This is a genomic window from Streptococcus anginosus subsp. whileyi MAS624 (assembly GCF_000478925.1).
Lineage (GTDB): Bacteria > Bacillota > Bacilli > Lactobacillales > Streptococcaceae > Streptococcus > Streptococcus whileyi.
This window is the reverse complement of sequence record NZ_AP013072.1, coordinates 1,295,382-1,316,373: the sequence shown is the minus strand read 5'-3', so window position 1 is coordinate 1,316,373 and position 20,992 is coordinate 1,295,382. Positions and strand designations below refer to the sequence as shown.

Here is a 20,992-nt window from a genome sequence, read left to right as displayed (position 1 = left end):
ATAAGAGTTGACTTTCCTACCTTTGTTTATTTTCTGAAAACATGATATAATGAGTAGAAGAAGAGGAGAGACTATGGTTAAAAGAGATTTAATTAGGAATGTTATTTTTTTATCTATTGTTGTGATAATCATTGCTTGTTTGCGAATTTTTATTTTTACACCATACAGGATTACTGCAAAAGATGCGAATCATTTTTTGCAAGATAAAGATGTTGTTATTGCCAATAAAAATGAAGCAATCAAAAGAGATGATTTTGTCTTGTACGAGGTGAAGGGAAGAGAGCATGTCGGACGTGTCATTGGTCTAGGAAATGACTCCGTTGTTTATATGGATGATGTTCTTTACTTAAATAATAAAATCAAGTCAGAAGATTATTTAACGAAGGCTAAGGAAGGATACTTAGCAAAAGCTACTAGTACAGGTTATTTCACTCATGATTTCACCATTCAGACATTAACTAAATCGAATGCAAATAAAATTCCAGCGCAGTCATATCTGATTCTGAATGATAATCGACAAGATATGGAAGATAGTCGGAAGTTCGGCTTGATTACAGAGAAACAAATTAAAGGAGTCATCTCATTTAGAGTACTCCCGCTTAATCAATTTGGATTTATTAAAACAAAGTAGTTCAACTATTTTGTTTTTTTATTCTCTAAAAAATAAAGTTTTTGCGATATTTAGTAAAAATTCATGGATATATTTGCAAAAAGATGTTGAAAATATAAAAATTTTTGATATAATGATAAATATTTATTTAGGAGGTGTACGCATGAACTATATTTTTGAAGTTTTGCCAAGCTTATTAAATGGCGCATTGGTGACTTTGCAAGTATTTGTTTTAGTCTTAGTTTTATCCATACCACTTGGAATTGTGATTTCCTTTTTAATGCAAATCCACTTTAAGCTGCTTCATTGGCTTATAAATATTTATATTTGGATTATGCGCGGTACACCTCTCTTGTTACAACTAATTTTTATTTATTATGTTTTGCCAAACATTGGTGTGCGTTTGGATCGGCTTCCAGCGGCTATCATAGCATTCACGCTAAATTATGCTGCTTATTTCGCCGAAATTTTCCGTGGTGGGATTTTGTCCATTCCTGCAGGACAATATGAGGCGGCTAAGGTTTTGAAGTTTACGCCATTTCAAACGATACGGTTTGTTATTTTACCTCAAGTTATCAAGGTGGTGCTTCCGAGTGTCTTTAATGAAGTGATGACGTTGGTAAAAGATACATCTCTTGTTTATGCGCTTGGTGTTTCCGACTTAATCTTGGCTAGTCGGACTGCAGCCAATCGTGATGCGAGTTTAGCACCGATGTTTATAGCAGGGGCTATTTACCTTGTCTTGATTGGTCTTGTGACGATTGTATCGAAGCAAGTTGAAAAGAGATATAGTTACTATAAGTAGGAGGCGCTTATGTTAGAATTAAAGAATATTAGCAAACATTTTGGCGAAAAGCAAATTATTTCCGACTTGAATTTAAAGGTGCCAGAAAAGCAAATCCTTGCCATTGTAGGACCGTCTGGCGGCGGGAAAACGACATTATTGCGGATGTTAGCTGGCTTGGAAACAATTGATTCGGGTGACATTATTTACAATGGCGAAGAGCTTCCCTTGGATGAACTTGAAAAACGTAATTTATTGGGATTTGTGTTTCAAGATTTTCAGCTATTTCCACATTTAACAGTTCTTGAAAATCTAACCTTGTCACCCATTAAAACAAAAAATGTCGCAAAAGAGGATGCAGAAAAGAAAGCAATTAACTTGTTGACCCGATTGGGGTTAGCAGAACATGTAAACGCTTATCCTTATTCTTTATCAGGTGGTCAAAAACAACGTGTAGCATTAGCTCGTGCGATGATGATTGATCCAGAAATTATCGGTTATGATGAGCCAACTTCCGCATTGGATCCAGAATTGCGTCTTGAAGTTGAAAAGTTGATTCTTCAGAATCGTGAGCTAGGAATGACGCAAATTGTGGTGACCCATGATTTGCAGTTTGCAGAAAATATTGCAGATACGATTCTCAAAGTGCAGCCTAAGTAGGAGGAAAATATGAAGATAAAACGTTATGTTCTTATGCTCTGTGGTTTGATTCTTTTTTTGCTCCTTACAGCTTGTAGCAATGTTAGCAACCCTAAAGTAGATAATTGGTCAAAATACCAACAAAAAAAGAGCATTACTATTGGTTTTGACAATACATTTGTTCCTATGGGATTTGAACAAAAAAATGGTCAATATGTTGGTTTTGATATTGACTTGGCAAATGCTGTTTTTAAAGAATATGGGATAAAAGTGAATTGGCAGCCGATTGATTGGGATATGAAAGAAACGGAGCTCACAAATGGAACGATTGATCTTATCTGGAATGGGTATTCGGCAACCAATGAGCGGCGGAAGAAAGTACAGTTCACCATTCCTTATATGAAAAATGAGCAGGTATTAGTTGCTAAAAAGTCATCTAATATTGCAAAAACAGCTGACATGAAGGATAAAATTCTTGGCGCTCAGACAGGTTCTTCGGGTTACGATGAGTTTGAGGCTCATCCGGAGCTTTTGAAGAATCTGGTTAAAAATCATAAAGCTGCTCAATATCAAAGTTTTACAGAGGCGTTGATTGATTTGCAAAATAATCGGATTGATGGGTTGTTGATTGACCGAGTTTATGCTAATTATTATTTAAAAGAAGAGGGGATTTTGCAGGATTATTATGTTTTCCCAGCTGGATTTGATAGCGAATCATTTGCGGTTGGTGCTAGAAAAACGGATAAGCAGCTCGTTGAAAACATAAACCAAGCATTCAAAAAATTATATCAAACAGGTCAATTTCAAAAAATAGCAAACAAATGGTTTGGTGAGGATATTGCGACAGATGAAGTCAAAAAATGAGAGAAGATCTGATTGTTTCACCAATCACCCACAGAAGAAGTAAAGATAAAACCCAAAGTTTTCACTAGGAGTATCATCTTAGTGAGGGCTTTGGGTTTGATGATTTATTGATTGTGAGAAACGGGGGACAAATTAGTTTGCTTTACTGATAAATTCCTAAAAAAATAGGCTGAGAATATTTTTATCTCAGCCTTTTTTATAGCAAAACTACTTGTTAGCCTTGTGGGAGTGAGATAGGAAAGTCAATTTCTATGGGATTACGACTGTTGTTCACTCTCGTTTTTTCGTGTTTCTTGGTGGAAAATATTTTGCCACGTTTCGTGACGACGCCAAAGGCTGGTATGAACAATCCCGTCTTCTTCATAGCAAATTAGTTTGGTTTTTTGGCTGATAGAAGTTAATTGGAAATTTTTGATAGGAGATTGTTTTCCTTTTTCGATTTGAAATTCTTCTTTGTTCATTTGGCAACCGTCTTGGGAAATGTACACAAATTCAGGCGCTAGTAAGTCCTCTAATTGGCTTCCCTGCTCAACCAATTGTTCTCTCATAAATAGCTTTCGGTAAACATTGTCCAATATTTCATCTTCAGGGATAGGAGCAGGCTCAATGTGGATGTCAATATCAAAGACACCAAAGCGTTCTTTGAGCATATTTTCAACTTGATCGGCAATTTCGTGACTTTCATAGACAGATAAGTCAGGATTCATTTCTAAAATGAGGTCAAGATAGATGTTGCTACCGTAAGTCCGCCCTCTTTGAGATTTAACACGGGAAATTTTGGGAATTTCTAAAATGGCTTCTTTGTATTCTTTTAAAAGATTTTCATCAAAACCGTCTGATAAACTAAAAGAAGATTCCATGAAAATTTCGTAAGCTGTTTTAAGGATGAAAAAGGTAATAACGATAGCGACCAATTTATCTACAATCGGGAAATTTAAAGCGCTTGCGATGATTGCAATGGTTGTGCCAAGCGAAGTAATAGCATCAGATAAATTGTCTTTGGCAGCAGCATCAAGCGCTTTAGACTGCGCTTTTTTTGCTAAAGCTTTATTGTAAAAATACACTCCTGTCATGACTAAGGCGGAAATAATCCCGACGATGGCGCCTAAGGGATCGATAGTCGTTTCTTGGCGAGAAATAATTTTTTGAACGGTATCAATCAAAACATCAAATCCGACAAAAAACATGATAAGAGAAGTGATAAGGCTGGCTAAATCTTCAATTTTCCAGTGACCAAATTTGTGGTCCGTGTCAGCTGGCCTGCGTGCCATACGAAGTCCTATCAAAACGGCAATATTAGCAACAATATCCGAAACATTATTAAAACCATCGGCTGTCAAACTGGAGGATTGTAAGACAGATCCGGCAATGATTTTAGCAATGGATAAAACGATATAGGCTAGAATGGCTAAGATAGCGCCACGCTCTGCGAGTTTAAGATTCTTTGCTGGATTATTCATGCGTTTTCCTTTCAGAATGTTTATTATAACGCTTTTTTATTGATTTTTCAAACGTTTATATAGTAAGAAAATAAAACAAAGATTTTCTTTTCTAGTTTAGCTTATGAGTGATTTTTGTTATAATAGAGTCATTGACTTTGAAAGAGGAAAAAAGATGAATCCTTTATTAACTAGTATGAATGACCGTCAGGCGGAGGCGGTTCAAACAACGGAAGGTCCTTTGCTGATTATGGCAGGAGCTGGGTCTGGAAAAACACGTGTTTTAACCCACCGTATTGCCTATTTGATTGATGAAAAGTTAGTCAATCCTTGGAATATCTTGGCGATCACCTTTACGAATAAGGCTGCTCGAGAAATGAAGGAGCGGGCATTTTCCTTAAATCCAGCAACAGAAGATTGCTTGATTGCGACTTTTCACTCGATGTGCGTGCGGATTTTGCGTAGGGAAGCTGACCATATCGGCTATAACCGAAATTTTACGATTATCGATCCTAGTGAGCAGCGGACTTTGATGAAGCGTATTCTCAAAACACTCAATTTAGATCCTAAAAAGTGGAATGAACGAGCTATTTTAGGCACGATTTCCAATGCGAAAAATGATTTGATTGATGAAGCGGCCTATGTAGCTTTAGCAGGAGATATGTACACAGAGATTGTGGCGAAGTGCTATGAGATGTACCAAAAAGAACTCCGTCAGTCAGAAGCGATGGACTTTGATGACTTAATCATGCTGACCTTGCGCCTTTTTGATAAAAATCCAGATGTGTTGACTTATTACCAGCAGCGCTATCAATACATCCATGTGGACGAGTATCAAGATACGAACCACGCTCAGTACCAACTGGTCAAATTGTTGGCTTCACGCTTTAAAAATATCTGTGTGGTTGGTGATGCAGATCAGTCTATTTATGGCTGGCGAGGTGCTGATATGCAGAATATCTTGGACTTTGAAAAGGATTATCCTGAAGCTAAAGTTGTTCTTCTGGAGGAAAATTATCGCTCAACCAAGACTATTCTGCAAGCTGCCAATGATGTTATCAAAAACAACCGCAACCGCCGTCCGAAGAATCTCTGGACACAAAATGCTGACGGTGAAGATATTGTTTATTATCGGGCTAATGATGAGCAAGATGAAGCTCTCTTTGTAGCCAAAACCATTGATGAATTATCTAGCACATCTGACTATGTCTATCGGGATTTTGCTGTTCTTTACCGAACCAACGCCCAATCTCGGAATATTGAAGAATCTCTCCTCAAAGCTAATATTCCTTACACTATGGTGGGGGGGACTAAGTTTTATAGCCGCAAGGAAATTCGAGATGTCATCAGCTATCTCAATCTCATCGCTAATACTAGCGACAACATCAGTTTTGAACGTGTTGTCAATGAGCCCAAGCGGGGTGTTGGACCAGGTACGGTAGAGAAAATTCGTAATTTTGCAGCTAGTCAAGAGATGTCTCTTTTAGGTGCTTCTTCGCAGATTATGCTCTCACCTGTCAAGGGGAAAGCTGCTCAGGCTGTTTTTGACTTTGCCAATCTCATTTTGAATCTGCGCGAACGATTGGACGAATTGACCGTGACAGAACTGGTAGAGCTGGTGCTTGAAAGGACTGGTTACACCGAGCAATTAGCAGCTCAAGCTACGTTGGAAAGTCAGGCTAGGATTGAAAATATCGAAGAATTCCTTTCTGTTACTAAGAATTTTGACGAAAATCCAGAAAATGATACTGAGGAGACTGGTTTAGATAGACTTAGCCGTTTCCTCAATGATTTGGCTTTGATTGCAGATACAGATGATGGCAATCAGGAAAGCTCGGAAGTGACACTTATGACGCTACATGCTGCCAAGGGATTAGAGTTTCCAGTGGTTTTCATCATTGGTATGGAAGAGAATGTCTTTCCACTTAGTCGTGCGGCTGAAGATGAAGACGAGCTAGAGGAAGAGCGCCGATTAGCCTATGTTGGAATTACTCGTGCTGAAAAAGTCTTGTTCCTAACCAATGCAAACTCGCGCCTGCTATACGGAAAAACCAATTACAATCGTCCAACTCGTTTTCTCAATGAAATTAGCTCAAGCTTGCTAGATTATCAAGGCTTGGCTCGACCTGCTAATACATCCTTTAAAGCTTCCTATGTGAATGGCAAAGCTGTTCAGTTTGGTCAAGGAATGAGTCTCGCTCAAGCATTGCAGGAACGCAAGCGGCAAGCTGCACCGAGCAGCATTTCCTCAAGCCAGTTGCCATTTGGTAAAAATGTAGCTGCTAATCAGCCGACTATTGATTGGGCTATCGGTGATATTGCTCACCATAAAAAATGGGGAGACGGAACGGTATTGGAAGTGTCAGGCAGCGGTAGTAGCCAAGAATTGAAAATCAATTTCCCAGAGGTTGGATTAAAGAAACTGTTGGCAAGTGTTGCACCAATTGAGAAAAAGTGAAATCTAAGGGACTACTGCGATGAAATATTCCATTGAAGCCTGGATTTATAACCCGATTGCTAAGGGAATTTTGCTCTTAAAAGTTAAAACTGAACAACTTTCTTTCTGGCAACCGATTACTGGTGGCATTGAAAATGGTGAAAGTTCTGAAATAGCTTGTATTCGTGAGATTTTTGAAGAAACGGGACTGGAAATCGAGCTAACAAAGCTCTTGAAAATCGGTTATCACACAGTTGTTGTTGATGAAGACTTGACTATTTTAAAAACACTTTTTCTTGTGAAAACAAAGCAAAAAGATATTCATATTTCTGATGAGCACATTGATTTTATGTGGACAGAAGTTAAAAATGTGCCTGATATATTGTACTGGCAGAGCAATCAAGAGACTTTTCAAAAGGTTTTAGAGAAATTGAGATAAGGTGTTCATGGAAAGGCACGGTCTATGACAGAGAGTAGATTATTTAGAATAGTGTATGTTCTTTTAGAAAGGGATAACGTTACAGCGAGGGAACTGGCAGAACAATTTGAAGTATCTGTTAGAACGATTTATCGAGATGTTGACCGACTTAGCAGCGCAGGTATTCCAATTTACACGACACAAGGCAGAGACGGAGGCATTCGACTGACGGAGGATTTTGTACTAAATAGTTCTTTGCTTAATCAATCGGAAAAAGAGCAACTGTTGGTTGCTTTACAAGGATTAGGGGTTACGGGTCTTCTGCATGAAAACGAGCTTTTGACCAAACTATCGGCTTTATTTAAATTGAACCAACCAAACTGGATAGAAGTAGATTTTACCAGCTGGTTCAATAGCAAGAAATATGAAGAGCTATTTCAGAATCTGAAAAATGCAATCATCAGTAAGCAAGTGATTTCCTTTTCTTATGTTAGCAACAAAGAGGAATTCACCCAGCGTCAAGCAAAACCAGTCCGCCTGCTTTTTAAAGGACAATCCTGGTATCTTCATGCATTTTGCTTAGTCCGAAATGATTTTCGTTATTTTAAACTTTCTCGCATAAGCCAGCTAAAGCTTTTACCACAACATTTTGCAGATAACTTTGACAATGTTAGCTTGGAAAAAGAAGCGCGATTAGAAGAGGTCGTACGAGTCAAGCTGAAATTTAATAAAAAAGTTGCTTTTAGAGTATATGATGAACTGGATTGTCCAGTCAAAGAAGATGAGCAAGGAAACTTGTATGCAGAGATAGAAATTCCGAATGATTATAGTCTGTACTGCTATATTCTCTCTTTTGGAGACAATGTGGAAGTGCTGGAGCCAACAAAGATTCGTGTGCAAATAACAGAAATGATTGAACGTATGGCACAAAAATATAAAAACTGATAGCAGTGTCTACTTTTTCAAGCTTCATTTGACTTTATTTCCAACCTCGAAAGGTTCCCCAAACCTTTCGAGCTGTGTGGAGGTGGGATAGAAATCAGGTTTCTACGAAACTACTGATTTCTGTCTCACTTTTTTATTTTTGTTTGACATTAGAATTGTCAGAATTTATAATATAAGTATAAATTAAATGACAGCATATCATGAATTGTTTGACTAGGGTTCTTTATTTGTTTTTTAGGAGAAAGAAGGGATTTGTATGAAGAAAAAGTCGGTTGTATCTTGGATACTGGAATTTGTCTCTCTTCACAAATTTTATTTTATTGTTAGTCTTGTTTTTGCCTTTTTATCTGTTTTATGCGGATTTTTGCCTTATTTTTTTGTAGGAAATATCATCAATCAGCTCTTACAAGGCAATCGAGATTGGAATTTTTATGTCCTTCAGTCCATTTGGATAGGACTGGCATGGATAGCACATTGGGGATTTCACGGGATTTCGACGCTCTTGTCTCATACAGCAACCTTTAAGATTTTAGCAGAAATGCGCTATCGTCTGACAGAGAAATTGGCCAAATTGCCTCTGGGAACGGTTTTAAGTCAATCTTCTGGAACTTACAAAAATATCATTGTTGAGCGAGTGGATGCCACAGAAGTAACTTTGGCACACTTAATTCCTGAGTTTACATCCGGGCTATTTGGTCCCTTTATTATCTTAATTGCCATGTTGGTGATTGATTGGCGCCTAACCATGCTTTCGCTTCTGACAATCCCGATTGTTATCTTAGCTTATGGGAATATGCTACGCAAGAGCGAAGGTGATTTTGAAAATACAGTTGAGAAAACGAAGAAACTCAACGATACAGCAGTAGAATACATCAATGGGATTGAAGTCATCAAGGTTTTTGGAAAAGAGAAATTTTCTTACGATAAATTTGTCAAGGCTGCCAAAGAAGGAGCTGATTGCTTTATTGAATGGATGCGCAAGTGCGTAGTTGAAATGGGCATTGTTACAGCTTTCTTACCGTCCGGTTTGCTTTTCTTACTCCCTTTTGGAACTCTCTTTTACCTTCAAGGTAGCCTAACAGCTAGTAACTTTATTTTACTAATCATTCTGTCTCTTAGCCTTTTGACGCCGTTTATTTTAGTGGCTTCCTATATGGATGATTTACGGAAAATTGCGACAATCTTTGGTGAAGTGATTGCTATTTTGGAAAAACCTGATTTACCTCGTCCGACAGAATTAACGGACATTCCAAAGGGAACAGAACTTCAAATGATAGATGTTAGTTTTGGTTATTCAGATGAGGAAGAAGTATTGCATAGTATTTCCTTAACGATTGAGCCTGATACAGTGACTGCTCTTGTCGGCCCTTCTGGCTCAGGGAAATCTACGATTGCTAAACTTCTAGCTTCTTTCTGGGATGTCAATTCTGGTAATATTACCTTTGGTGGCGTGGACATTCGAAACCTACCTCTTGATTATTACAGTCGTCAGATTGCCTATGTCACACAGGATAATTACCTTTTTGATGAAACGATTATGGAAAATATTCGTATGGGTAATTCCGCTGCTTCGGATGAAGAAGTGATTGACATTGCTCGCAAGTGCGGCTGCTATGATTTTATTAGTAATTTAGAAAATGGTTTTGAGACCCGTGTTGGAACTGGCGGCGGTCATTTATCTGGTGGAGAACGACAACGGATTGCAATTGCACGAGCTATGCTGAAAAACGCACCAGTCATTATTTTGGATGAGGCAACCGCTTATACCGATCCTGAAAATGAAGCTCTCATTCAGTCTAGTTTAGCTCGTTTGATAGAAGGTCGTACGCTTCTGGTCATTGCTCACCGTCTTTCAACGATTGCAAGTGCAGATCAGATTGTCGTAGTTAATGACGGACGTATTGAGGCAAAAGGAAAACATGCAGATTTGCAGAAGACTTGTCCGCTTTATGCTTCTATGTGGCAGGCTCATCTTGCAGTAAAAGATAGCGATCAAATGACGGAAGGAGGATTGGCAGATGCTTAGTACATTGAAAAAATTCTTTGATTTTTGTACGGAAGAAGATCGTGAAAAATTCTATACTTCTGTTTGTTTAGGGGTTTTAAAAGCCTTTATCGTTGCTTTTCGGATTCCAGCTATTGGATTGGTTGTTATGGCTATCATTAACAATGATGTTTCTATGCAGACTGTATGGCTCTCTCTTGGAATGATGCTCTTGTCTGTTATTCTTAATATTTTGATTAGCCTGAAAGTTACAATGTTGCAGACAGAAGCAGGTTATCATACTTGTACCCATAAGCGGATTGAAATTGCTGAACACATGCGCTACCTGCCAATGGGGTATTTTAATCAAAATAGTCTGGGACAAATTACCAGCGTTACAACCAATACACTTGAAAGTCTAGCAGATGTTGCTACTCGGGTTGTTATGATGACGTTGGAAGGATTCCTAACGGCAGGAATTATTACGGTTTTTGTATTTATCTACGATTGGCGAATTGGTTTGATCTTGTTGGCAGGATTGATACTGTTTCTCTTGCCAAATGGATTGATGCGTTGGCAAGCTGGGAATGTATCAGAAGCTAAACAACAAGCTGATACAGATTTGGTAGCAATTGTACTGGAATACAGTCAAGGGATTGCGGAAGTAAAGAACTATAATATTGTTCAATCATCAGCTAAAAAGCTATCATGTGCTATTGATAATAAAAGGCGCTTAGATACAAAGTTGACTTGGGTTACCTCGCCTTATATCGCCCTGCAAGGGATAATTACCAAGCTGACTGGAACGGTTATGGGAGCGTTCTCTATTTACTTTTACCTAAAAGGCAGTATGAACCTTTTGATTTGTATCATGATGCTCATCAGTGCTTTTATGATTTACGAAAGTCTGGATGGAGTTGGCAGTTTTTCTTCTCTTCTTCGCATTGTTGATTTATCAGTTGATATGGTCAACAAAGTTTTGTCGATTAAACCAATGGATATTAGCGGAAAAGATTTGCAGCCAAAAACCAGCAATATCAAGCTGAATCATGTCAATTTTTCCTATGAGAGTAAGAAAATTATTGATGATGTATCGTTGGATATTCCAGAAAAGACGACGACAGCTCTTGTGGGACCCTCTGGCTCTGGAAAGACAACTCTTTGCAATCTCATTGCTCGTTTCTGGGATATAGAGAGTGGCAGTATTAGCTTAGACGGTCATGATGTGAAAGAATACAGTTATGACAGCCTTATTCGTAATTTTAGTTTTGTTTTTCAAACGGTCTATTTGTTTGAAGATACCATTGAAAATAATATTAAATTTGGAAATCCAGACGCTAGTCATGAAGAAGTTGTCGCTGCTGCAAAAAAAGCTGCTTGTCATGACTTTATCCTGTCTTTGCCAGAGGGGTATCAGACCAAGATTGGTGAGGGCGGAGCCAGTCTCTCCGGTGGGGAACGGCAGCGGATTTCCATTGCTCGTGCCATTATCAAGGACGCTCCAATTATCATTTTGGACGAAGCAACAGCTAATGTCGACCCTGAAAATGAAGAAGCACTCATGCAGGCTATTCATTCTTTGACAAAGGATAAGACTATTATTATGATTGCTCATCGACTAAAAACGGTAGAACGTGCCGATCAAATTGTTGTTCTTGATCAAGGACGCATTGTTGAGCAAGGAAAACACCGAGAGCTGCTTGCCAAACAAGGCTTGTACAGTAGATTTATTCAGGAAAGACGCAGTGCTGTCAGCTGGCGAATACAGGCTTAATTTACAAGCAAAAGGATTGTTGTTCATGTGCAACGGTCTTTTTTATATTTAAGCTGTTGATTTAAAATAACCATAAGAAATGGTATAATAAGATGTTATAAAGAACGATCAATGAAGAGGTGACTATGAACGAAATCAAATGTCCCAACTGCGGGGAAGTCTTTACAGTCAACGAAAGTCAATACAGCGAGCTCTTGGCTCAGGTACGGACGACAGAATTCGACAAGGAAATTCATACTCGAATTGAGCAGGCATTAGCTTTAGAAAAACAAAAGGCACAGAATGAGCAACAGCAGGCCTTAAGTCAGAAAGAATCTGAAATCCAGGAACTCAAGGCGACTATTTCCAATTTTGAATCCCAAAAGGAGCTGATAAAAAAGGATACAGAGCAGGCTTTGTCTGGAAAACTATCGGATAAAGAAAAAGAATTGGTAGAGCTACAAGCCCAACTAGACCGTCTTAGACTGGAACACCAAAATGAGCTGCAAGCTTCGCTGACAAATATTGAAAAAGAACGCGACCAAATCCAAAACCAGCTTTTGTTGCAAGAGAAAGAAAATGAATTATCCCTTGCATCTGTTAAACAAAATTACGAAGCTCAGCTAAAGGCAGCTAATGAACAAGTAGAATTTTACAAGAACTTTAAAGCACAACAGTCTACTAAAGCGATTGGAGAAAGTTTAGAACATTACGCTGAAAGCGAATTTAACAAAGTTCGCAGTTTTGCATTCCCGAATGCTTACTTTGAGAAGGATAATCAGGTTTCTGCACGAGGGTCTAAAGGAGATTTCATTTTCCGTGAGGAAGATGAAAACGGAGTAGAAATCATTTCTATCATGTTTGAGATGAAAAATGAAGCAGACGATACGGAGAAGAAGCATAAAAACGCTGATTTTTACAAAGAATTGGACAAGGACCGCAGGGAAAAGAAATGCGAGTATGCTGTATTGGTAAGCATGCTGGAAGCAGATAATGATTATTTCAACACTGGCATTGTCGATATCAGCCATGAGTATGAAAAAATGTATGTGGTTCGTCCTCAATTTTTCATTCAGTTGATTGGACTTTTACGCAATGCTGCGCTCAATTCTCTGAAATATAAGCAGGAGCTGGCTCTGGTTCGAGAGCAGAATATTGATATTACCCACTTTGAAGATGATTTAGAAACCTTTAAAGTAGCGTTTGCGAAGAATTATAATTCAGCTTCTAAGAATTTTAACAAGGCAATTGAAGAAATTGACAAGGCCATTAAGCGAATGGAAGCAGTTAAACAGGCACTTCAGACATCAGATAATCAACTGCGCCTCGCCAACAACAAGCTTGATGACGTCTCCGTCAAGAAACTGACCCGCAAAAATCCAACTATGAAAGCTAAGTTTGAGGCGTTGAAGAACGACTAGGAGAAAACGATGCAGATACGACAAGCGACCTTGAAAGACATAGAAGCCTTGCTCCCCCTCTATGAAGATTTAGGCTATCCGACGACTGTTTCTAGTCTGACTAGATGTTTGAATACAGCTTCATTACGGCTCTTGTGGGGCTGAAAGAAATAAAGAATTTAATCAACTACTAATAGAATTTTTAGCAGAATAAGGAATCAATGAACGGAATTATCAATTTAAAAAAAGAAGCTGGAATGACCTCGCATGATGCGGTTTTTAAACTGCGTAAAATTTTAGGAACTAAAAAAATCGGTCATGGTGGTACTTTGGACCCAGATGTGGTGGGTGTCTTGCCCATTGCAGTCGGAAAGGCGACACGCTTGGTTGAGTTTATGCAGGAGGAAGGCAAGGTCTACGAGGGGGAGATTACCCTGGGCTGCTCAACAACGACAGAGGATGCTAGTGGGGAGCAGATTGCTTTCAGCCCTGTGACGGAAATATTGGATGAAAACTTAGTGGATCAAGTCATTGCTAGTATGGTTGGAGAGCAGACTCAAGTGCCGCCTATGTACTCGGCTGTCAAGGTCAATGGGCGAAAACTCTATGAGTATGCTCGATCTGGAGAGACAGTAGAGCGACCGAAGCGTCAGGTGACAATTTATAACTTTGAGCGGACAGGGGCTATTGTCTATGAAGGCGACTTGGCACGTTTTCCTTTTCGGGTTAAATGCAGCAAGGGGACTTATGTGCGAACGTTGGCAGTTGATTTAGGAGCGAAATTAGGATATGCTTCCCACATGTCTCAACTGACTCGAACTGCTGCGGCTGGCATGGCTTTGGAAGAAGCTTTGACTTTAGCAGAAATTGATGAGAAGGTGAATAAAGGAGACTTTTCATTTTTGCAGCCCATTGAATTTGGCATAGGAGATTTACCTAAGGTAAACCTTACGGAAGAGCAGGTTGAAGAAGTGCGATTTGGACGCTTTATTCATATAGATACCAAGGCAGAACAGGTGGCTGGCTTTTATCAAGGGAAATTACAAGCCATTTTAGAAAAGCGTGACAAAGAATATAAACCTAGAAAAGTATTTCTTTAAAATTTTGTGATAAAATAGATAAATGATGAAAACGATTAGAATTAAAAATGAAAAAGACATTCAGCAAATTGAACACACAGTTCTAGTGTTAGGGTATTTTGACGGGTTACATAAAGGACATCAAGCTTTGTTTGCTGAAGCGAGAAAAATGGCAGCAGAAAAGCATTTGAAGATTGCAGTGCTGACATTTCCAGAATCTCCCAAATTAGCCTTTGTACGCTACCAGCCTTCTTTAATGTTTCATTTGACTAGTCCAGAAGATCGCTTGCAGCAAATGGAAAATCTTGGTGTAGACTACCTTTATTTGATTGATTTCACCAGCCAGTTTGCTCGTAATACGGCTGAACAATTTTTTACAAAATACGTCTCGCGTTTGAAAGCAAAAGTTGTCATTGCGGGATTTGACTACCACTTTGGTTCAGATCGAGGCAATGCAGAAGATTTGGAGAAACTATTTGACGGACAAGTTATCGTAGTTCCTTCTGTAAATTTCAATGGAGAAAAAGTTAGTTCAACTCGCATTCGAGAAACAGTACTAGCAGGAAATGTCGCCGAAAGCAATCAATTGTTAGGCTATTCGTTATCCACTAGAGGAATTGTCGTTCATGGCAATGCAAGAGGGCGGACGATTGGCTATCCAACGGCAAATCTTGCTCCGCTAGATCGGGTTATTTTACCAGCAGATGGGGTCTATGTGGTTGATGTAGAGCACGATGGGCAGATATATCGCGGAATGGCTAGCGTTGGAAAAAATGTCACTTTTGAAGGTGATGAACTTCGTTTTGAAGCTAATATTTTTGATTTTTCACAAGATATTTACGGTGATACTATTCGTATTTTTTGGTTGGATAAAATCCGAGATATGGTAAAATTCGACAATGTGGACGAACTAGTCAAACAACTGCAGGCTGATGAGGAAATCGCAAGATATTGGACACCTAAAAACGCAAACCACTAAATCATGTATTAAGCTTCTTATTTTTCCTAAAAAAATAGGAGAAAATTTGTAAAAATACCTAGTAATCTTACATAAAATTTAGTATAATGATAACAGTTACAAATAATAAGAAGAGAAATGCATGGTTACACTATTTTTATCACCGAGTTGTACAAGTTGTCGCAAGGCGCGTGCATGGCTATCCAATCATGAAGTTCCTTTTGAGGAGCACAATATTATGACTAGTCCACTGTCTGCACCAGAATTGCAACATATCCTTTCTCTGACGGAGAATGGGACAGATGACATTATTTCAACTCGTTCAAAAATTTTTCAAAAATTAAATTTAGATATTGAAAGTTTATCAATTTCCGAATTGCTTCGTCTAATTGAGGAAAATCCAGGTCTTTTACGTCGCCCGATTATTCTGGAAGACAAGCGAATGCAAATTGGATTTAACGAAGACGAAATCCGTGCGTTTTTGCCTCGTGGTTATCGTAAACAAGAATTGCGCGATGCAACTTTGAGAGCTGAGATTGAATAATATGAATAAAAATTATCGTTACCCACTAGACATGTCGTGGAGCACTGAAGAGCTTGCTTCAGTGCTTTCTTTTTTGAATGATGTTGAGCAGGCTTATGAAGCGAAAATAGCAGCAGAAAAGATATTAACATCTTATCAACAATTCAAAAAAATTGTTCCAAGCAAGGCTGAAGAAAAGCGTATCGGACGTGAGTTTGAAGTAGTGAGTGGCTATTCTCTCTATCGAGCTGTTCAAGCTGCAAAACTAAAGGAGAAAGGAACGTTTTCTCTTGGAAAAGAAATTTAATTTTGCCAAGCAAATCGTACTGAATGCGGCTTCTTATATCAAAGAGCATTTGAATGATCAGTTGCAAATCGAGACCAAGTCCAGTCCGACTGATTTGGTAACCCAGATGGACAAAGAAGTTCAGAATAATCTAGTAACTTGGATTTTAGAAGCTTATCCTGCGGATCACATTTTAGCTGAGGAAAATGACTTGCGGCATTCTATTTCAGATGGAAATGTTTGGGTCATTGATCCTATTGACGGCACGAATAACTTTGTAGCACAAAAAGCAGATTTTGCTGTTGTTCTGGCTTATTTTGAAAATGGCATTGGTCAATTTGGTGTCATTTATGATGTGATAGGAGATAAATTGTATCACGGCGGTGGTCAATTTGATGTCTATTGCAATGAGCAGAAATTGCTTCCCTACCAAGATCGCCCTTTAAACCAGTTTTTAATGGCATCAAATGCTGGTATTTTTGAGCGCAATGATTGGGGAATTGCGGATTTGGCAAAAGAAACCTTGGGCGTTAGAGTGTACGGAAGTGCTGCGATTAGTTTTAGCAAGGTTTTATCAGGACAACTGTTGACCTATATTTCCTATATTTGGCCTTGGGATTATGCTGCAGCTTCCATTATGGGAGATAAGCTAGGCTATACGACATTGACATTTGAGGGTGAGGAGCCTGATTATGAAAGCCATCAAGGTATTATGATGATTCCAACTATGAAATTGAACGAAATTAAAAAATACATATATCGAAAGCGAGAGGATTAGATGAATTTTCCAAAAGGATTTGAAGAAACGTACAACAATCTTTTGGGAGAGGAGGCTCCCTCTTTTTTTCTAACTTTCGATGAGGAGCCAGTTTCCGCTTTTCGGGTCAATCCATTAAAAGAGCAGCAAAAAACTTTTCCAAATCCTATTCCAAATACGAACTGGGGTTATTATGGAAAAGTTTCTGGAAAATCAATAGAGCATGTCACAGGATTAGTCTATTCACAAGAACCTGCTGCACAAATGGTTGCCCAAGCTGCAGCGCCACAACAGAATATGAAAGTACTTGATTTGGCAGCAGCGCCGGGTGGAAAATCCACTCATCTATTGTCATACTTGAACAACACAGGCCTTCTTGTTTCCAATGAAATCAATCCAAAACGATCTAAAGTGTTAGTAGAAAATATTGAGCGATTTGGAGCGAGAAATGTTGTGGTGATAAATGAATCTGCTGATAGGTTAAGCCAAGTTTTTCAAGGTTATTTTGATTTGATTGTCTTAGATGCACCTTGCTCTGGTGAAGGAATGTTTAGAAAGCAGCCAGAGGCAATGGAGTATTGGAGTGAATCTTATCCTGCTCAATGTGCACAGCTTCAACGTGAGATATTGGAAGATACGATAAAAATGTTGGCGACGAATGGTGAGTTGATTTACTCCACTTGTACTTGGGCACCAGAAGAAAATGAAAAAATAGTTGACTGGCTGTTAGAAAATTATCCACTTGAATTAGTTGAAATTCCAAAAATCAATGGCATGGTGGCTGGTATTCAGTTTTCGGAAACAGCACGCATGTATCCTCACCATTTCAAAGGGGAAGGGCAATTTGTTGCAAAATTTCGTTTTTGTGGTGAGCAGTCAGCTAAAAAGACAAAGACAAGAAAAAGCTGTTTGACATCGGAGCAGAAGATGTTGTGGAAAGAGTTTCAAAGAGAACATCTTGCCATAGAGCTAACTGGAGAGTTACAGACTTTTGGTGAACATTTATATCTATTGCCACTAGGTCTTCCAGATCTATCGAAACTTAAAATTGCCAGAAATGGTTTGCACCTAGGTGTTTTTAAGAAAAAACGATTTGAACCGAGTTTTGCTTTGGGACTGACTTTAAAACCAAGTGAAGTAAAGCACATAATTGAAATTGATGAAGAGCAGTTTAAAAAGTACGTTGCCGGGGAGACAGTCAATCTCCATCAGAACACTGCAAATGGTTGGTATCAAGTTGTTGTCCAAGGTAATGGTTTAGGGTTTGCAAAAGTGACTGGAAATATTCTGAAAAATTATTTTCCAAAAGGCCTGAGATTTTAATAAAAAATCTTTCCAAATGTCTAAAGATATGCTATAGTGAGATTAGATGTGAAAAGATTAGGGAAATCTTAGAATGAAAATGCTTTCACATCTGAAAAGGAGTTTCATGTGATTAAACACAAAAAAATACTTTGGGCAGTCACTCTCGTGATTTGCAGCATTGGTCTTTCAGCCTGTTCTTCCTGGATTAACCGCGGTGAGGCGATAACAGCAGTTGGCTCAACAGCTCTACAACCGTTGGTTGAAGCAGTTGTAGATAAATACACCGAGGAAAATCCGAAAAAAATTGTAAATGTGCAAGGTGGAGGATCGGGAACTGGATTATCACAAGTCCAATCCGGTGCAGTAGATATTGGAAATAGCGATTTATTTGCAGAAGAAAAAAGTGGTATCAATGCGAAGGCTTTAGTTGATCATCAGGTCGCTGTTGCAGGTACTGCTATCATAGCAAATAAAAGCATTAAGATAAACAACTTAACCACAGAGCAGCTACGTAAAATTTTTACCGGAGAATACACCAATTGGAAGCAAGTTGGTGGTCAAGATTTGGAAATTACCATCATCAACCGTGCCGTTGGTTCTGGTAGTCGAGCAGTTTTTGATAGTGTTATTATGAAGGGCAAAGAAGCCAAGCAGGCGCAGGAGCAGGATTCTAACGGAATGGTCAAAACAATTGTTTCACAGACTCCAGGTGCCATTTCTTACTTAGCTTTTTCTTATGTGGACACGAGTGTGAAAAGTTTAAACTTGAATGGCTACAAGCCAACGAAGAAGAATGTGACAACGAACAACTGGCCTATTTGGTCTTATGAGCACATGTATACTAAGGGAGAACCTAACAAATTAGCTAAAAAATTTCTAGAGTATATGATGACAGCAGAAGTCCAAAATAATATTGTTGGTAAAATGGGTTACATTCCTATCAACGACATGAAAGTTACTCGTAGTCTTGACGGAACTATCAGCTCAAAGTAAAAGAAAGAATTTGGGAATAACATGAACGAAGTAGCAAAAAAAATGCTGACAAAGTCAAAAAACTCTCGTTTAGAAACATTTGGAAAAACCATTACTTTTCTTTGCATGAGTTTAATTGTTTTTGTCGTTGCAATGATTTTATTATTTGTAGCGGAGAAAGGACTTTCGACTTTCTTTGTTAATAAAGTAAACATCTTCAGTTTTCTTTTTGGAACAAGGTGGAATCCATCCGGTAAGGAATTTGGTGCTTTACCAATGATTCTGGGATCTTTCCTCGTAACTCTCCTATCAGCTTTATTAGCAACACCATTTGCAATTGGAGCAGCTGTTTTTATGACGGAGGTTTCCCCTAAAGGCTCAAAAATTCTACAACCAGCTATTGAACTTCTAGTCGGAATTCCATCGGTTGTGTATGGATTTATTGGATTACAGGTAGTTGTTCCCTTTGTTCGCAGTATCTTTGGTGGAACAGGTTTTGGAATCTTATCAGGAATTTTTGTTCTTTTTGTCATGATTTTACCAACGGTGACCTTTATGACAACAGATAGCCTGCGTGCTGTACCGCGGCATTATCGAGAAGCTAGTATGGCAATGGGAGCGACTCGTTGGCAAACGATTTGGCGTGTGACGCTAAAAGCAGCTCGCTCAGGTATTTTTACGGCTATTGTCTTTGGAATGGCTCGTGCCTTTGGTGAAGCTTTGGCGATTCAAATGGTTGTCGGAAATTCAGCGGTTATCCCAACTTCTCTGACAACACCTGCTGCAACCTTGACCTCTATTTTAACAATGGGAATTGGCAATACCGTTATGGGAACCGTTAATAACAATGTCTTGTGGTCGCTTGCTCTGGTTCTGCTTTTGATGAGTTTAGCCTTCAATACTGTGATTAAATTGATTACAAAGGAAAGAGGTAAGAAGAACTATGCACGCTAAAAAGATGGATAAATTGGCAACAGGCGTCCTCTATACCATTGCAGGAATCATTGTTGCTATTCTTGCTTCTTTGATTTTGTACATTTTAGTAAGGGGCTTACCTCATGTTTCGTGGAAATTCTTGGCGGGACAATCGTCTTCATACCAAGCGGGCGGCGGAATTGGAATTCAGCTCTATAATTCATTGTTTCTGTTAGTTATCACCTTGATTATTTCCATTCCTCTGTCAATGGGAGCAGGGATTTACTTATCTGAGTATGCAAAAAAAGGTCCGGTAACAGATTTTGTCAGAACCTGTATTGAAATTTTATCATCCCTGCCGTCCGTTGTTGTCGGTCTCTTTGGATATTTGATTTTTGTTATTCAATTTCAATATGGTTTCTCAATCATTTCTGGTGCTTTGGCTTTGACTGTATTTAATCTGCCACAGATGACACGTAGTGTGGAGGACAGCTTACAGCATGTACATCATACACAGCGTGAGGCTGGGCTTGCACTTGGCATCTCCCGCTGGGAAACGATCGTCCATGTCGTCGTTCCAGAAGCGTTACCAAGTATTGTGACAGGGATTGTATTAGCTTCTGGGCGTATTTTTGGGGAAGCTGCTGCGCTTATCTATACAGCAGGTCAGTCTGCCCCAGCACTTGACTGGTCAAATTGGAATATTTTCAGTGTAACTAGCCCAATTTCTGTTTTCCGTCAAGCTGAAACTTTGGCTGTTCATATTTGGAAAGTCAATAGTGAAGGAACGATTCCTGATGCAGTAGAAGTGTCAGCTGGGTCAGCAGCAGTACTTCTTATCTTTATTTTGATCTTTAACCTTGGAGCTCGTAAGCTCGGAGGTTATCTGCATAAGAAATTAACATCTGCCTAAAAGGAGAAGAA

At 38.8% G+C, this 20,992-nt stretch carries 20 protein-coding genes and 1 pseudogene; 20 read left to right on the top strand and 1 reads right to left on the bottom strand.

What is annotated here, in order from left to right:
* The first annotated feature begins 73 nt into the window (after window positions 1-73).
* From lepB to ANG_RS06695, 4 genes are all read left to right on the top strand, one after another.
* Window positions 74-631 (top strand): signal peptidase I, encoded by a 558-nt coding sequence (gene lepB / locus ANG_RS06710; protein ID WP_003037910.1) that lies wholly within the window; start codon window positions 74-76, stop codon window positions 629-631.
* A 142-nt stretch (window positions 632-773) separates the two neighbouring features.
* Window positions 774-1,415, top strand: coding sequence for an amino acid ABC transporter permease (locus ANG_RS06705; RefSeq protein WP_003037857.1), 642 nt, complete (start codon window positions 774-776; stop codon window positions 1,413-1,415).
* 9 nt (window positions 1,416-1,424) lie between these two features.
* Window positions 1,425-2,054 carry an amino acid ABC transporter ATP-binding protein gene (locus tag ANG_RS06700; protein WP_020999569.1) on the top strand — a complete coding sequence of 210 codons (630 nt, stop codon included), beginning with the start codon at window positions 1,425-1,427 and terminating at the stop codon, window positions 2,052-2,054.
* A 9-nt stretch (window positions 2,055-2,063) separates the two neighbouring features.
* Window positions 2,064-2,897 carry an amino acid ABC transporter substrate-binding protein gene (locus ANG_RS06695; protein ID WP_003033329.1) on the top strand — a complete coding sequence of 278 codons (834 nt, stop codon included), beginning with the start codon at window positions 2,064-2,066 and terminating at the stop codon, window positions 2,895-2,897.
* Between the two features lie 257 nt (window positions 2,898-3,154).
* On the opposite strand, the gene ANG_RS06690 is transcribed toward ANG_RS06695, so the two are convergent.
* Entirely contained in the window at window positions 3,155-4,357 is a 1,203-nt protein-coding gene (locus ANG_RS06690) for a cation diffusion facilitator family transporter (protein WP_025271843.1), read from the bottom strand.
* A gap of 154 nt (window positions 4,358-4,511) precedes the next feature.
* On the opposite strand from ANG_RS06690, the gene pcrA reads away from it, so the two are divergent.
* From pcrA to pstA, 16 genes and pseudogenes are all read left to right on the top strand, one after another.
* Window positions 4,512-6,794 (top strand): DNA helicase PcrA, encoded by a 2,283-nt coding sequence (gene pcrA / locus ANG_RS06685; protein ID WP_003033267.1) that lies wholly within the window; start codon window positions 4,512-4,514, stop codon window positions 6,792-6,794.
* Window positions 6,795-6,813: 19 nt separating this feature from the next.
* On the top strand, window positions 6,814-7,212 hold the full coding sequence (locus tag ANG_RS06680) for an NUDIX hydrolase (RefSeq protein ID WP_003033242.1): 399 nt from the start codon (window positions 6,814-6,816) through the stop codon (window positions 7,210-7,212).
* A gap of 24 nt (window positions 7,213-7,236) precedes the next feature.
* Window positions 7,237-8,136, top strand: coding sequence for a helix-turn-helix transcriptional regulator (locus ANG_RS06675; protein ID WP_003033237.1), 900 nt, complete (start codon window positions 7,237-7,239; stop codon window positions 8,134-8,136).
* 256 nt (window positions 8,137-8,392) lie between these two features.
* Window positions 8,393-10,162, top strand: coding sequence for an ABC transporter ATP-binding protein (locus tag ANG_RS06670; protein ID WP_003033302.1), 1,770 nt, complete (start codon window positions 8,393-8,395; stop codon window positions 10,160-10,162).
* The gene (locus ANG_RS06665; protein WP_003033278.1) at window positions 10,155-11,894 is read left to right on the top strand and encodes an ABC transporter ATP-binding protein; all 1,740 of its coding nucleotides are present in this window, start codon (window positions 10,155-10,157) and stop codon (window positions 11,892-11,894) included. Before ANG_RS06670 ends, ANG_RS06665 begins: the two co-directional genes overlap by 8 nt.
* 125 nt (window positions 11,895-12,019) lie before the next feature.
* The gene (locus ANG_RS06660; protein ID WP_003033332.1) at window positions 12,020-13,294 is read left to right on the top strand and encodes a DUF2130 domain-containing protein; all 1,275 of its coding nucleotides are present in this window, start codon (window positions 12,020-12,022) and stop codon (window positions 13,292-13,294) included.
* Window positions 13,295-13,303: 9 nt separating this feature from the next.
* Window positions 13,304-13,451, top strand: a pseudogene (locus ANG_RS11570) (GNAT family N-acetyltransferase); the annotation flags it as partial.
* Between the two features lie 43 nt (window positions 13,452-13,494).
* Complete coding sequence (gene truB / locus ANG_RS06655) at window positions 13,495-14,373, top strand: tRNA pseudouridine(55) synthase TruB (RefSeq protein ID WP_003033231.1); 879 nt, start codon at window positions 13,495-13,497, stop codon at window positions 14,371-14,373.
* A gap of 25 nt (window positions 14,374-14,398) precedes the next feature.
* The gene (locus ANG_RS06650; protein ID WP_025271842.1) at window positions 14,399-15,331 is read left to right on the top strand and encodes a bifunctional riboflavin kinase/FAD synthetase; all 933 of its coding nucleotides are present in this window, start codon (window positions 14,399-14,401) and stop codon (window positions 15,329-15,331) included.
* 121 nt (window positions 15,332-15,452) lie between these two features.
* Window positions 15,453-15,854, top strand: a complete 402-nt coding sequence (locus tag ANG_RS06645) for a Spx/MgsR family RNA polymerase-binding regulatory protein (protein WP_003033247.1) — start codon at window positions 15,453-15,455, stop codon at window positions 15,852-15,854.
* 1 nt (window position 15,855) lies between these two features.
* Window positions 15,856-16,140: a UPF0223 family protein gene (locus ANG_RS06640; RefSeq protein WP_020999571.1), complete on the top strand. Its 285-nt coding sequence runs from the start codon at window positions 15,856-15,858 to the stop codon at window positions 16,138-16,140.
* Window positions 16,124-16,897, top strand: a complete 774-nt coding sequence (locus tag ANG_RS06635) for an inositol monophosphatase family protein (RefSeq protein ID WP_025271841.1) — start codon at window positions 16,124-16,126, stop codon at window positions 16,895-16,897. Before ANG_RS06640 ends, ANG_RS06635 begins: the two co-directional genes overlap by 17 nt.
* On the top strand, window positions 16,898-18,199 hold the full coding sequence (locus tag ANG_RS06630) for an RsmF rRNA methyltransferase first C-terminal domain-containing protein (protein ID WP_003033261.1): 1,302 nt from the start codon (window positions 16,898-16,900) through the stop codon (window positions 18,197-18,199).
* Window positions 18,200-18,307: 108 nt separating this feature from the next.
* Complete coding sequence (locus ANG_RS06625) at window positions 18,308-19,174, top strand: phosphate ABC transporter substrate-binding protein PstS family protein (RefSeq protein WP_003033255.1); 867 nt, start codon at window positions 18,308-18,310, stop codon at window positions 19,172-19,174.
* Window positions 19,175-19,195: 21 nt separating this feature from the next.
* Entirely contained in the window at window positions 19,196-20,107 is a 912-nt protein-coding gene (gene pstC / locus ANG_RS06620; RefSeq protein WP_003024154.1) for a phosphate ABC transporter permease subunit PstC, read from the top strand.
* Window positions 20,097-20,981: a phosphate ABC transporter permease PstA gene (gene pstA, locus ANG_RS06615; protein ID WP_003033308.1), complete on the top strand. Its 885-nt coding sequence runs from the start codon at window positions 20,097-20,099 to the stop codon at window positions 20,979-20,981. Before pstC ends, pstA begins: the two co-directional genes overlap by 11 nt.
* Window positions 20,982-20,992 lie beyond the last annotated feature (11 nt).